This window comes from Tumidithrix helvetica PCC 7403 (assembly GCF_965232925.1).
Taxonomy (GTDB): domain Bacteria; phylum Cyanobacteriota; class Cyanobacteriia; order Pseudanabaenales; family Pseudanabaenaceae; genus Tumidithrix; species Tumidithrix helvetica.
Genome location: NZ_CBDDRA010000006.1, coordinates 63,160 through 76,896, shown reverse-complemented (window position 1 = coordinate 76,896; position 13,737 = coordinate 63,160). Strand labels below are relative to the sequence as shown.

Here is a 13,737-nt window from a genome sequence, read left to right as displayed (position 1 = left end):
GACTGACAACGGATATTCTTGATTAATCATCGACAACAATTTCAATGCGACGATTGGTTTTACGGCTATTGTTACTGTCATTTGGAGTCAGAGGACGACTTGAGCCAAAGCCGATCGCAATCCAATGATAGGTCTGTTCACCACGTAAGCGCATCAAGTAAGACTCTACGGCGGCGGCACGCAAATACGATAATGCCAAAGCCCCATTTTCATTATTACCCGCATCCAGATGCCCCATGATTCTCACACTTTTACCTGCGCTCATCGGTAACTGGGCGGCAATTTCATCAAGCAGCTTAGCGCTCTCGGGTCGAATTACGGCTTTACCCTGATCGAACAGGGCATCAGCGGTGAGGGTAAATTGCTGCTTTTTAAAACCAAAGTTGGGGGATGAGGGTTGCCAAATCCATGCTGGTTGCCACATGGCGATCGCTATGCCCAGAACTGCGGTAACCATGCCTCCAATGCCCAAAAACAGAGAACGTAGCAAAAAGGTAACCAATGGACGTTCAGTGCTTATGGATCTGCTGTCCTCAGCCATAGGTCTAACTGCTTTTTCTGCCATTTTTCACACCTCTGTACTGCAATCCCTTGTAATGCCAGCCAAATTACTAGGCAATCATAGGCTGTTCCGTGTAAACCCTATTCATTCTTTGCAAAAAAAACATGAATTATGACTGCTGGCTTAGCCATGCGATCGCGGCTTTAAGCCAAGGTTCGACGTCCTGTGACTGAATCAATGTTGAAGAGGTAGAAATCGCCCTCAGTGCCGCACCAATCTCGGTTGGGGTGTATCCTAAGGCAAGTAATGTCATCTCTAGTTCTTCTTGGACGACGGTCACAGCTGAACTAATCGTACCGACTTGGGCAATTCGCCAATCCGCTAGCTTAGATTTTAACTCAAGCGCCAGTCGCTCTGCTGTCTTGCTGCCTACCCCTGGTGTGAGGCTGAGCACGCGAGTATTGCCTGTGACGATCGCTCTCACCAAATCTTGAATACCCAAGCTATTCAGTAATGCCATGGCAACCTGCGTGCCGATTCCTGTAACGCCGATTAGCTGGCGAAACAGATCGCGTTCGGCTAAGGTGGGAAAACCAAACAAAACCATTTGGTCTTCGCGGGTCTGTAAATGCGTAAAGATTTGGACAATTTCGCCGACCGTAGCCAAGTTGCTAGCAGCGCTAGCCGTTACCTGTAGATCGTAGCCGACACCTTGAACGTCAAGGGTGAGCCAAAAACAGACAGGAGCCTTACGAGGTGACTCTGCCGCTCTACATGCAGCGATCGCCCCACGCAAATAACCAATCATGAGCGCCTCATGGTCGTCTCAGGGGAGGAAACTGAGGCAGTTTAACCGCAGCGAGAGAAGAAATCGTATTGCGCTTGTTGGCGATCGTAGCCGAGGTGGGTTCAAGGTCTTGATCTGGTGGCTCTACACTCGCATCGGAGAGGACTTGCATAAACTTAGGCATAGACACCTGTGATAACAAGAGTTTGGGTTGATAGGCATGTTGATTGAGGCTTGCCCGATCCAAGTTTTCTCGCTCTTGATTTTCTCTCTCTAAATTTTCTTGGATAGATGCTGTTGTATTTACCTCTGCTCTTTCACGCTCTTTTCTATGTACAGGCTCATCTAAAAGCCCAAATTCAGGGAGGGAGGGAATGGGGGTAGAAAGATTGGTAGCTCTAGTTACTGCGGGCTTGGCTAGCTCTGGCTTAAGAGAACTTGATGAAATTGCCGCGATCGTGGGGATAGGTTCTTGAGCAACTGGCATGATTTGCACGACGTTTTGAAGAGATTCGTCGCTGTGCGATGTAGGGATGGGATTTATTTTCTCTTCAGCTAGCTTAGCCACTGCCCAAGACTCCATCAGCGGAATTTCTTCTTTGAGCGATTCTGCTTCAATGTCTAGTCGCTTCTCATAGGCAGCCTTTAACTGGGAATTTCGATGCTGCTGTCGTTTTAGTCGTTCTTTCAATTCATCACAGTTTGAATTTGCTTGTTCGACCAAAGCCGACTTGATTTCCAGATCGTGTTCGAGTTGTTCGATGCGTTTTTGTAAGGTTTGAGTCAAAGCCTCTTGACACTCAATTACTTGTTGCGATAGCACGAGTTGTTCTTGGGCTTGGTATAGCAATACATGAATTTGTTCGTTTTGGGCATAACAACTTTTCAGTTCTTGCTCTAAACTGTCATGTTGAGCGACCAAAGACTCTGAAACTTGAGATCGCTCAACTTCAACCAATAAGGCTGCTTGCTGCTCTAATATTTTTGGCTCAGAGGTGGAAGTGATAATGTCTGGCTTAGATTCTGATTCTGATGCCGATAGATTGCCAAATTCAGACTGGCTCATGACTTGCCCTTAACCTAAAAACGACACAACGAACTATGGGCAAATAGTAACTTAAAATCTGATTTTTGTGCTAACACTTTCTGAAAAAAATAGACAAAATGTAATTATTTATCTCAGTCACCTCAAGGGTTTGGGCTAGCGAGATAAAAAAAAGACGTTTCAAAGCAAAGATCTGTATCAATTGATACTGAAATCATCGATTTAAACCATTTGAGGGAAACAATTCGTCTGAAAAAGATGCCATAAATCGTAAGTGATGGATTGTATAGACAAACCTCTAAGATTTAGTCAGTGTATTAAAAGTGGACGTAAGCTCCTCCAAAAGCAAAAGTTTCATCAGCCATTGCAAATTTTTATTTAATTCAACACTGTGGAAATTAACAAAGCGATCGTTGCTTATAAAGCAGGGAATGAGATTAGCAAAGCTTGGGCAGAGCGATGTAGCGATGAACTAGAAAGCCTAGGTAGCAAAGTTTTGATGGGGCCGAGTGGTGCTAATGATAATCCATACCCAGTTTTTATCGAGTCAATGCACGATATCGATCTGGCGGTTGTGTTAGGTGGAGATGGCTCCACGTTAGGAGCTTCAAGATATTTAGCACCCCTATCAGTCCCGATTTTGGCAATCAATACAGGTGGACACTTAGGATTTCTCACCCAACCTAGCGAGCATTGCCAAGACACTAAAGAAATTTGGCAAAGGTTGCTGACCGATCGCTTTGCGATCGAAAAACGCATGATGCTGCAAGCCCAAGTCGCAACCGTAGCGCCGAGCCTAGGAAATGTGGCGGGACAAAATTGCGGACCTTTTTTATGTCTCAATGAAATGTGCGTTAAGCCAGCATCACCCGATCGCATGGTGACAGCATCGTTAGAATTAGAGATAGATGGAGAGATAGTCGATCAATATCACGGGGACGGTTTACTTATAGCTACGCCTACAGGCTCCACATCTTACATTGTGGCGGCGAACGGGCCAATTTTGCACCCAAGCATGAATGCGATCGCGATCACGCCAATCTGTCCGCTTAGTCTTTCGAGTCGCACGATCATTTTACCGCCAAGGCTGAGGGTAAGCGTTTGGCCCTTGGGAAATGACGATCTGACCATGAAACTATGGATGGATGGGGTGTTAGCAACTTCGGTTTTACCTGGGCAAAAAGTTGATATTCGGATGGCTGATTGCGAAGCACAGTTTATAGTGCTGGGGGAAGATTACTCTTTTTATCGTGCCTTACGAGAGAAGCTCCTATGGGCAGGGGCAAGAGTACGCTATCAAAATCACCATCGCCAAGAGAAAGCACCTTAAAAAGCAGGGAAATTTAAGCGAACCAGATTGAGGAAAGACTGAACGCAAAACATCAAACACAGTGCAAAGGGAGAGGACAAAGATGCAGAGATCGTCAGGTGCAACACGACAATTAAAAGAGCAGGAACTTATGCTCAAGACCGTACTATCAAGCATTCCAAATGGCTTGATCTGTACCGATATGCAAGGATTGATTACGCAGATGAATCCTGTCGCTGAAATTTTGACTGGAATATCAGGTTCTGAAGGAATCGGTAAACCTTTAGAGGAATCCCTCAAAATTGTCGATCGCAAGTTAGGAAAACGCTTAACCAATCTGCTTGCAAAATCCGCACGCCAGAGAGTTGATTGGGCTTTAGACGATCTTGTTTCGATCGCTCGAAACGGCAATGAAGTTCCTATTTGTTTTCATGTAACCCCGATTAAAAGCGATCGAGGAGCCTCGATTGGTTTCGTGATTGTTTTAGAACAGACCTTGGAACGGGAAAATAAGCCTCTCGGAAGCTCAGATGCAGAAATCTATAATCTGTTCGCTGGGATGGAAGATTTTGTTTTTGTTATGAATACGGAAGGACGTTATCTTGAGGTTTTGTCGGCTCACTCTGAACTGAACAGTCACCTGCATCAAAAATCGAATAAAACACTACACGAAGTCTTACCACAACATCTTGCTGACTACTTTTTGAGTGAAATTTGTGAAACCGTTGCCGCGCAAACGGTCAAAACCATCGAATATGTTTTATCGATCCAAGGTAAGGAGGTTTGGTTCTCTACAACGATTACGCCTATATCAGAAGACACCGTCACTTGGATAGCCAAGGATATCAGCGATCGCAAGCAAACAGAACTGGAATTACACAGACTCAATCAGGTAATCGAAACAAGATTTCGACAACACACAGAAGATTTTCTTACCGTGAATTCTCAACTTGTCAATGCTTTAGAGGAGCGAGGGCGGATAGAAGCAAAATTAAGAAGACACCTCGAGCGCCTTGAAATGACCTATCAAATGGCATTCGATCTAAACCAAGCTACCACGCTCGATCAAGTGTACGCTGTTGCGATCGCCTCAGTCAGAAAGATCTTCCAATCCGATCGCTCTGCTATCTTAATGCAAGACGAACAAGGTCATGTTCGTTATCAGTTAGCCGATGGGATCAGTAAGGGCTACCAAAAAATTGCTGAAAGCTTTTTCATGAAACATTTTAGCCCCCGAAACACTGCGCCAAGAATCATTCCAGACATAGAACTCAAACCAGAACTAGCGCCTCTACGCGAAGCAATTCGAGCAGAGGGATTTAGAAGCCTTGGCGTTTTCACGTTGATCCACCAAGATCGCACCTTAGGAGAAATCGCTTTTTATTACGATCGCCCTTATAACTTTTCTGATGAGGAGATCCAATTAGCTAAGGCGATCGCCTCGTATATTGGCATGGCAATTAGCCGCAAACAAGCCGAAGAAGCTTTAAGAGAAAGTGAAAGAAGATATCAGGTCCTATTTAATAGCAAAGATGACGCCGTATTTGTGCATAGATTAAACTCCAAACATAGGGCAGAGGTATTTCTTGAAGTGAATGAGGCTGCGTGTGAATGTTTAGGCTATACCCGAGAAGAACTTTTACAAATGTCACCCAAGCATATTGTGGCGCCAGAAGCGACTCACTTTCCTGGAGCCGAAGTGATTGAGAGACTCTTATCCACAAAACAAGCCTTTTTTGAAACGATTCACGTTAGTAAAGATGGTAGAAAATTTCCTGTAGAAATTAGAGCAAATCTATTCGACTATAATGGCAAGCCTGCCATTATGGCTTTTGCCCATGATATCAGCAAGCGCAAAGAGATCGAAGAAGCGCTCCGCAAGAGCGAAGCTCGCAATCGTGCCATTCTCAATACACTGCCTGATTTGCTTTTACTACTAAAGAGTGATGGCACCTGTGTAGAATGCATAATGCCTTCTGCCCCTTCTACGCTCAACGAATGCGAGTATTTACCCGTTCGGAAGCACATCTCCGAAGTTTTACCGCCAGAGATTCTAGTTGAGCAGGTACAGATTTTCGATCGCGCGATCGCTACAGGAGAAGTTCAAATCTACGAACATCAGATCCCCAAGTTTGGCAGGCTTGTCTATGAAGAAGTGCGCGTTGCACCCTATGGTGAGGATGAAGTCCTGGTGATCGTGCGCGATATTAGCGCTCGCAAGCAAGCAGAGCAAGCTCTTAAGGAAAGCGAAGAAAAATACCGTATACTCTTCGATGCGATCGAAGATTCCGTCTTTGTACATCCGCAAGGGTCAGATATCAAGTTTCTTGAGGTGAATGATTCTGCCTGCCGTAGCCTTGGCTATACTAGAGAAGAATTATTAGTAAAGTCCCCTCGCGACATCATTCCACCCTACTTCCATACAAACTGTCCTAAATCTGTAACAAGTCCAGATGGAAGACATTTTGTGTTTGAGGTGATTCATGTTAGAAAGGATGGCTCAGAGTTTCCCGTTGAAGTCGCTGGAATGACATTTGAGTTTAAGGGCGAATCCATGGTGATGGGAATTGCTAGAAATATTAGCGATCGCAAACAAGCTGAAGAAAAGTTGCTTAAGAGTGAAGCTGCTTTGGCTGAGGCTCAACGCATTGCCCACATGGGTAATTGGGAATGCGATACGGCTACTGGTGAAATTACTTGGTCAGACCAACTATTTCAACTCTGGGGATTTTCGCCAGAGAATCTCGTGCCACACTCCGATCTCATTTTAGAACGAATGGATCCTGAAGATCGTGCGCGATTATTTCAAAAAGCTGAGGAATCCTTGAAAACCAATTCCTCATTTGAGATGGATTTCAAAATTCTTCTTCCAGATGGTTCTTCCAAGTGGCTTTACACGAAAGGTCGTCATGTCTTAGACAGTGATGGTAAATCTATAAAAAGTTATGGAATTACGCAAGATATCACCGAACGGAAGCAGGCAGAGGCATTGCGCTTAGAGTTAGAGCGAGAAAAAGAAATAAGCGCTCTGAGGGTTCGTTTCTTTTCAATGATGTCCCATGAGTTTCGCACTCCATTAGCTGTGGTTACGAATGCAGCCCATTTGCTCAAACTGACGAACAATCGCCTAGAAAACGAGTCCATTCAAAGACATGTAAATCATATCGAATCTAGTACAAAGCGTCTTATTGCGATCATGAACGATGTCTTAACGATCAATCGTGCTGAAGTCGGTAAATTGGAATTAAATCCCCAACCACTGCAAGTAGATAAGTATTGTCGCCAACTTGTCACGGAAATGATATTGAGTATCGGCAATCAGCAAAGGATTCAATATCATAACCTCTGTCATTTGCAAAAGGCTAATTTAGATAGACGGATTCTAGATTCCATTCTCTCTAACCTTTTATCGAATGCCTTAAAGTATTCGCCTGAGAATACCACGGTCATCTTGGAACTCGATTGTCAGCCTGCATCGCTCTCGCCTTCGCAAGCAAATCATAAAGCTGCAAAATCTCGGACTAAAGCCAAAGAACAAACCTATGTAATTTTTCGCGTTCGCGATCGCGGCATCGGTATTTCCGAAACGGATCGAAAACATATTTTTGACCCATTCTATCGGGCTAAAAACGCTGAAAAGTCTGAGGGCACTGGCTTAGGGCTATCGATTGTCAAGCAGTATGTTGAGGCGCATCATGGCAAGATTTCCATAGAAAGCGAGATTGGTGTGGGGAGTACGTTTACGGTAACCTTGCCACTATAATATGGCTATTCTAATCGGGGGGATTGGCAGAGCCATCATAGCCGCACATACCCATGCGCGGAGAATTGACAAGGGGCAATGGTTCACCATAATTGTCATGGGGATGATTTTTGGTATGCCGATCGCACAACAATCCCGATGTATCTTCTTCGAGCTGACATTCTATACAATTGTCTAGATCCTTTAGGCTTTTAGAACCACGCATCTCTAAATCTAACCAAAACTCACTTTAGTAGGCATCCTGAACCCTGAGATGGTAAAGCGTCTCAGTTGCTAACTTCCCTTGCTTGGCTTTCGCGATCGCTTCCTTGAGTTGTGGACAAGTAGTTAAGTGTTTGCCAACCACGCCCTTGGTCAATTCTTTATGGCAATAGGTACAAATTCCCTTTGTTTGTTTTCTTTGTGGCAAAATCTTTCTCCTGTCTGAATAAATTGGAAACTGGCTACTAACTAGAGTGGGTTTGATATTCAGCCCAAATACTTGATTTCATAATTATTGATATTACATACAGTTACCCTGACTTGTTAGCTATGGATGTTTTAAAATTAAGAACATAAGCTGTTGGCATTTGGGCAACAGTGCAAGATTTTAGGTAATTTTCTCTATTAACTTCCTATCTAAGCATGTCTAATCTCCCTTCTAATCCGATCGCGGTTGAATTGCCTTCCATAAAGGTTTTGATCGTGGATGATTCTGAAAGCGATCGCAAGACTTACGGTCGGTATCTCCGATCGAATCAGAACAGCAGTTATAGCATTTTAGAAGCCGAAACCTTAAAAGAAGGGATAGACCTATGGCGATCGCAAAACCCCGATGTGGTGCTGGTTGATGTTCAGTTACCCGATGGAGATGGGCTAGAGTTTCTAGAGTGCATGGGGAAAGACAACGCAGACTTGCAAATCCCTGCAATTTTGATAACGGGGCATGGTGACGAGCAACTTGCCGTGTCCGCGATGAAGTTGGGTGCAATGGACTATTTGGCAAAAGCCAACATCACGCAGGTTTCGTTGGTTCAGAGTCTGGGTAGCCTACTCGATCGGATTGCACTCTCTCGCAAACTAGTCCAAGCACAACACCAGGAGTCTCTAATTGCCCAAATTGCCCTCAATGTGCGGCAATCGCTTAACCTAGATGATGTTTATCAGGCGATCGTGCAGGAAGTTCGCGCCTTTCTAAATGCCGATCGCACGGTCGTCTATAAATTTAACGCCGATATGAGCGGACAAGTTGTTGCAGAAGCGATCGTCCCTCCTTGGCAGCCTTGTCTTTACGAGCATGTCGTCGATAACTGCTTTCGCGGCAATCTAGGTGGGGAATACAGACAGGGCAAGATCTTTGCTGCCTCAGATATCTATGCAGCAAACTTGACGGCGTGTCACATAACACTGCTCGAACGCTTTCAGGTGCGTGCCAATCTGGTTGTGCCCATCTTGCTACCTACTCCCAAGACAAATTCTCAATATTTATGGGGGCTATTGGTCGTCCACCAGTGCGATGCTCCGCGTGTCTGGGAAGATACTGACCTGCGCCTGCTACAGCAGTTGTCTGTGCAATTGGCGATCGCGATTCAACAAGCTGACGAATTAGAAACAAGCGAGCGCAAATTTCGCGCCATTTTTAATAATACGTTTCAGTTCACGGGGTTATTAACGTTAGATGGAATTTTGATAGAAGCCAATCAAACGTTTTTAGACTTTGGGGGGCTCCTCCGCAACGATGTCATCGGTAAAAATTTTTGGGATACCTATTGGTGGAAGATTTCGGAAGCAGCGCAAACCCAACTCAAACAAGCAGTTGCAAGGGCTGCACAGGGTGAATTTGTACGTTATGAAGTAGATGTTTTGGGGGTAGGTGGAATCGTTGCAACCATTGATTTCTCGCTACGTCCATTAAAGGACGAGACAGGAAACGTGATTTTACTGATCCCTGAAGGACGTGATATTAGCGATCGCAAGCAAGCCGAAGCAAAGCTGCGTCAGAGTGAAGAATTGCTACGCCTGACCATCCATAATGCTCCTGTTGGTATTACTACCCTCGATCTAAAAGGAAAATATTTAACTGTAAATCAAGATGTTTGCAGGATTTTTGGCTATTCTTCCAAAGAAATGTTGAAAATGACTTCGTTCGAGCTGACGCACCCCGATTTTATCGAAAGAACTATGACTTTGTTCGATCGGTTAATGGCTGGTGAAATTACAAACGGTCAACTTGAGAAACAGTACATCCATAAAAATGGCAGGATCGTCGATGCGATCGTGCGGGTTGGACTTGTAAGAGATATCCATGATAATCCCATCCAATTTGTTGTGGGAATAGAAGACGTCACCGATCACAAGCAAGCCGAAGCTGCACTCGAATCTGCCAGACTAGCAGAAGCTGCCAACCGAGCTAAAAGTGAATTTCTCGCAGTCATGAGTCACGAGCTTCGTACTCCTATGAATGCTGTCATTGGCATGACGGGACTCTTGCTTGACACCCCCCTATCTTCTCAGCAAAAGCAGTTTGTCGCAACGATTCGACAGGGCGGCGAAATGTTGTTGTCGGTGATCAACAAGATTCTCGATTTCTCCCAAATAGAGTCTGGACGACTTGAATTAGAAGAACATCCTTTCGATCTATCGGAATGTATTGATGAAGTTCTCGACCTCATGGCATCTCGCACGGCAGAAAAATCTTTAGAACTCTCGGCTTTAATCAACTCTGATGTGCCCCGACGCATTCTTGGGGACTCCACCCGCCTACGCCAGATTTTAGTCAATTTGGTCAGCAATGCGATCAAATTTACAGAGAAAGGCGAAATTGCGATTATCGTGAAATCTACTGCGATCGCACCAGACTCAAACATTCACGAATTGCACTTTTCTGTGCGCGATACGGGTGTGGGTATTACCCCCGAAGCGATCGGTAAGCTTTTCCAAGCATTTAGTCAGGCAGATAGTAGCATTACTCGCCGATATGGCGGCACAGGTCTGGGACTTGCGATCTGCAAGCAGCTTTGCGAACTTATGGGCGGTGAGATTCGCGTGATGAGCGAAGTGGGACAAGGCTCGACATTCAGTTTCTTTATTCGCGTGCAGGCGATCGCCACAGAACCAGAACCGATCGCGCCAGAGCTAAAGAACAAACGCATCCTGATCGTTAATGCAAATGCCACGCTCCGCCAAGCGCTCTCTCTGTACGCGCAATCGTGGGGAACGATCGTGCAAATAGCTTCCTCACCCTTAGAAGCATTGCAATGCATGGAATTTTCTTATTTTGATGCCGTCATACTTGACAGACATATGCTAGGAAGTAATAGCCTTGACCTTGCAAAAAACATCCAGGGGATTTCTCCTTCGTTACCTCTGATTTTACTGACTTTTCTAACGGAGTCCGAAGCGCCAAGTTCCCTTCGTTTTGCGGCATCTTTGACAAAACCAATCTCCAAATCTAAACTCTATCAAACCTTTTTAAACATCTTTGCTGTGGATACCTCCAAATTGCCAATCCCTTTGAAAGCTTTGCATTTAGATACAAGCTTTGCCAAGCGCTATCCCCTCCAAATTTTGATCGTTGAAGACAATCCCGTCAATCAGAAAATTCTTTTGCTCATGTTAGAGCGATTAGGTTACACAGGAGATGCGGTAGGCAATGGAATGGAAGCAGTAGTCGCTCTAGAAAGGCAGCCCTACGATCTCATATTTATGGACATCCAAATGCCTGTTATGGATGGGTTGACAGCTAGTTACCGCATTCGTGAATTAACCGATCGCAATCCTTGGATTATCGGGCTCTCGGCAAATGCTTTTAGAGAATCACGCGAATCTGCCATATCTGCGGGTATGAATGATTATCTGACAAAGCCACTGCAAGTTCAAGAGTTACTAGCAGCTTTGCAACGCGCTCCGCGAAGCTCGCATCAAAGTATGGATGTCATGGAGACGACGACCGATGATGCGAAAGAGATCGCTGAAACATCAGACGCATATTTACCTTCGGTCATTGATGCGGATGCCCTGGATAAATTGGAAGGCTTTATTGGAGAGGCATCTCTGGCTGAAATCATTCGCTCTTATTTAACAGAATCAGCGCAATCGCTGACAAAAATGAAAGTAGCTTTGAGTGAAAACGATCTGAAGACATTCGGGTTTGAAAACCACTCTCTAAAGGGGGGGAGCGCACTTTTTGGCGCCAAAAAACTTGTTGATTTGTGTAAAGAATTACAATCTTTCTACAAGCCAAATAGTAGTTCTGATAGCAATTTGGAATCGCTGCATGCCATTCTACAAAATCTCGAAGCGGAATATGCTAGAGTCGCTCAGGCGCTCAAATCAAGACTTTAGCTCTTTACGGCATCAATCGGGCAAGACGGGGGGATCAATTTTGCGCCACAAACCTTACAAAATTTAGCATCAACATCATGGGTAGACAACCCACAGTCAAAACAGGGTGTTTCTACTTGATTGCTCGTCTTGACTAGCTTTTTAAATAGTTCGCCAAGTTGGACGGGAATTAGGGCAATTCCTGTCAACACCATCAACACGGTTAACAATCTTCCTGCCTGAGAAGTGGGAATCACATCCCCAAATCCGACTGTAGTCATCGTTACAATAGAGAAATAAAAGGCATCTAAAAAGGTATGAAAGCCCTTAGGATTGCTTGTATGCTCAATTTGGTAAATTAATCCTGAATAGACAAAAATAATGGCAAACAGGGTGAACAGAATTCGCGTAAAAATTAGCCGATCCTCGTTCACAAATCTCCCCAGTAGCGATTTTTTGCTCAGTAAACGAATCAATCTTAAAATCCGAAACGAACGCAAGATCCGAATAAATTTGATATCTGATACGCCTAAAAAGAAGGGCAAAATGGCGACCAGATCGATAATTGCGTAAAGGCTAAAGAAATATTTTAATTTTTTTTCTGCACACCAAAATCGTAAAAGATATTCCAAGGTAAAGGTCGCGAGGATGCCGTTATCGATGATATCCAGCACATTACGGAGGGAATTGGGCAACTCATAGGTCTGTGCCACAAAGATACCCGAGGACAAAAGTACTAACAAAGCGATCGCGATCGTAATCGCTTCACCAATGGGGTTTTCTAAATCATCAAGGTAGTAGGCAATTTTTTCGCGCAGCAAGAATCTAGTCCTTATGTCTGAATGGATTATTTCTGAATAGATGGAGAAATTCTTCAATAGAGAACCCTCTAATGAGCTTCCATCCAAGTCACACATTTTTGCATCTCTCGTTTCATGGTGTCGCGATCCGCATGAAAACGACGACCATGTCCTGGCAATATCCATTCAAAGGAATAGTCCATTAACATCCGCATAGATTTTGTTGTTTCTGCCCATGAGTACCAGCAGGCATTGCGAAATCCGATTAACTGATTAAGATCTTTTGACCAAGCCAAGTGATCTCCTGTAAAGAGAAATCGATCGCGGTACAACAAAACCGTGTGACCTTTGGTATGCCCAGGTGTCGGAATTATGAGTAGATCGGGAGCTAGTTGTATGGGTTCTATGCCAGAGAACTGAATTTCAACGGAACTCGTGCCAGAGGTGATTTCGTCGGTATGGAGCAAGCGATCGCACCCGAAACGATCGTGAAATTTTTGATGATCGGCGACATCATCGCGATGCGTCAGGTAAAGATAGCGAATCCCACCCATTGCTTCTAGTTGGTTTACCAAAGGTGGGTTAAAGCGGGGCGAATCGATCAGGATATTTCCCTCTGATCGTTGGATCAAATAACTTGCTGCCCCAAAAGATTTTTCGGAGTGAAACCCACAATGATAGATATTTTCAACAATGGGAATGGGGAAGCTCTCTTGCGCTGCTTTAATGTCTGTGGGCTTCTCAACCGTTCCAATCGATGCAGTGGGGCAAGCCAATAGCGCCTGCATTGCCAATAATCTTCGATCGGGTTGGATGGGTTGATGATGTACGGCTGACTGTCCATCTACTGCGTGGAAAATCTCTGGTGCCATCCATCGGCAGGTATCGCAATCGATGCAGGTACTGTCTACATAAAAATCACCCTCGACATTTTGCGATCGCTTTTGACTTAGTTTTGCCATGGCTTCTTAGGTAATATCTCAAAAAATCTATACCAAATCCTGTAGGGGTAATCCCCCTGGGGTTGTCCTAGATACTAGGGGTAGGCACACACCGTCCACCACCCCTATATATGGTAATTTGTTTTTTGAAAATCTTCTTAACTAGAAATAAAGCGGGTGGAGGGAATCGAACCCTCAACATCTGCTTGGAAGGCAGGAGTTTTACCACTAAACTACACCCGCGTAGCGTATTTGAGTTTAGCACAAGATTAATCCAGTGCAAAAAAC

10 protein-coding genes and 1 tRNA gene are annotated in these 13,737 nt (G+C 44.6%); 3 read left to right on the top strand and 8 right to left on the bottom strand.

What is annotated here, in order from left to right; translation table 11 throughout:
- Positions 1-22 precede the first annotated feature (22 nt).
- The 3 genes from ACP2WE_RS07555 to ACP2WE_RS07545 all read right to left on the bottom strand — a co-directional run bounded on the left by ACP2WE_RS07555 (position 23) and on the right by ACP2WE_RS07545 (position 2,355).
- Positions 23-565, bottom strand: a complete 543-nt coding sequence (locus ACP2WE_RS07555) for an OmpA family protein (protein ID WP_425214944.1) — start codon at positions 563-565, stop codon at positions 23-25.
- Between the two features lie 106 nt (positions 566-671).
- The gene (gene ruvA / locus ACP2WE_RS07550; RefSeq protein WP_425214943.1) at positions 672-1,310 is read right to left on the bottom strand and encodes a Holliday junction branch migration protein RuvA; all 639 of its coding nucleotides are present in this window, start codon (positions 1,308-1,310) and stop codon (positions 672-674) included.
- Between the two features lie 7 nt (positions 1,311-1,317).
- The gene (locus tag ACP2WE_RS07545) at positions 1,318-2,355 is read right to left on the bottom strand and encodes a hypothetical protein (RefSeq protein WP_425214942.1); all 1,038 of its coding nucleotides are present in this window, start codon (positions 2,353-2,355) and stop codon (positions 1,318-1,320) included.
- A 370-nt stretch (positions 2,356-2,725) separates the two neighbouring features.
- Between ACP2WE_RS07545 and ACP2WE_RS07540 the strand changes: the two genes are divergently transcribed.
- Both ACP2WE_RS07540 and ACP2WE_RS07535 read left to right on the top strand, forming a co-directional pair.
- Positions 2,726-3,664: an NAD(+) kinase gene (locus ACP2WE_RS07540; RefSeq protein ID WP_425214941.1), complete on the top strand. Its 939-nt coding sequence runs from the start codon at positions 2,726-2,728 to the stop codon at positions 3,662-3,664.
- Between the two features lie 82 nt (positions 3,665-3,746).
- The gene (locus tag ACP2WE_RS07535) at positions 3,747-7,406 is read left to right on the top strand and encodes a PAS domain S-box protein (RefSeq protein ID WP_425214940.1); all 3,660 of its coding nucleotides are present in this window, start codon (positions 3,747-3,749) and stop codon (positions 7,404-7,406) included.
- A 10-nt stretch (positions 7,407-7,416) separates the two neighbouring features.
- Here ACP2WE_RS07535 and ACP2WE_RS07530 read toward each other — a convergent pair whose 3' ends face one another.
- Both ACP2WE_RS07530 and ACP2WE_RS07525 read right to left on the bottom strand, forming a co-directional pair.
- On the bottom strand, positions 7,417-7,611 hold the full coding sequence (locus ACP2WE_RS07530; protein ID WP_425214939.1) for a hypothetical protein: 195 nt from the start codon (positions 7,609-7,611) through the stop codon (positions 7,417-7,419).
- 24 nt (positions 7,612-7,635) lie between these two features.
- Positions 7,636-7,815 (bottom strand): hypothetical protein, encoded by a 180-nt coding sequence (locus ACP2WE_RS07525; protein WP_425214938.1) that lies wholly within the window; start codon positions 7,813-7,815, stop codon positions 7,636-7,638.
- 215 nt (positions 7,816-8,030) lie between these two features.
- Here ACP2WE_RS07525 and ACP2WE_RS07520 point away from each other — a divergent pair, with 215 nt between their 5' ends.
- Positions 8,031-11,729: a response regulator gene (locus ACP2WE_RS07520; RefSeq protein WP_425214937.1), complete on the top strand. Its 3,699-nt coding sequence runs from the start codon at positions 8,031-8,033 to the stop codon at positions 11,727-11,729.
- Here the strand turns inward: ACP2WE_RS07520 and ACP2WE_RS07515 are convergent.
- From ACP2WE_RS07515 to ACP2WE_RS07505, 3 genes are all read right to left on the bottom strand, one after another.
- Complete coding sequence (locus tag ACP2WE_RS07515; protein ID WP_425214936.1) at positions 11,726-12,529, bottom strand: ion transporter; 804 nt, start codon at positions 12,527-12,529, stop codon at positions 11,726-11,728. The two genes, ACP2WE_RS07520 and ACP2WE_RS07515, sit on opposite strands and share 4 nt — an antisense overlap.
- 68 nt (positions 12,530-12,597) lie before the next feature.
- Positions 12,598-13,470 (bottom strand): MBL fold metallo-hydrolase, encoded by an 873-nt coding sequence (locus ACP2WE_RS07510; protein WP_425214935.1) that lies wholly within the window; start codon positions 13,468-13,470, stop codon positions 12,598-12,600.
- 151 nt (positions 13,471-13,621) lie between these two features.
- Positions 13,622-13,692, bottom strand: a tRNA-Gly gene (locus ACP2WE_RS07505).
- Between the last annotated feature and the right edge of the window lie 45 nt (positions 13,693-13,737).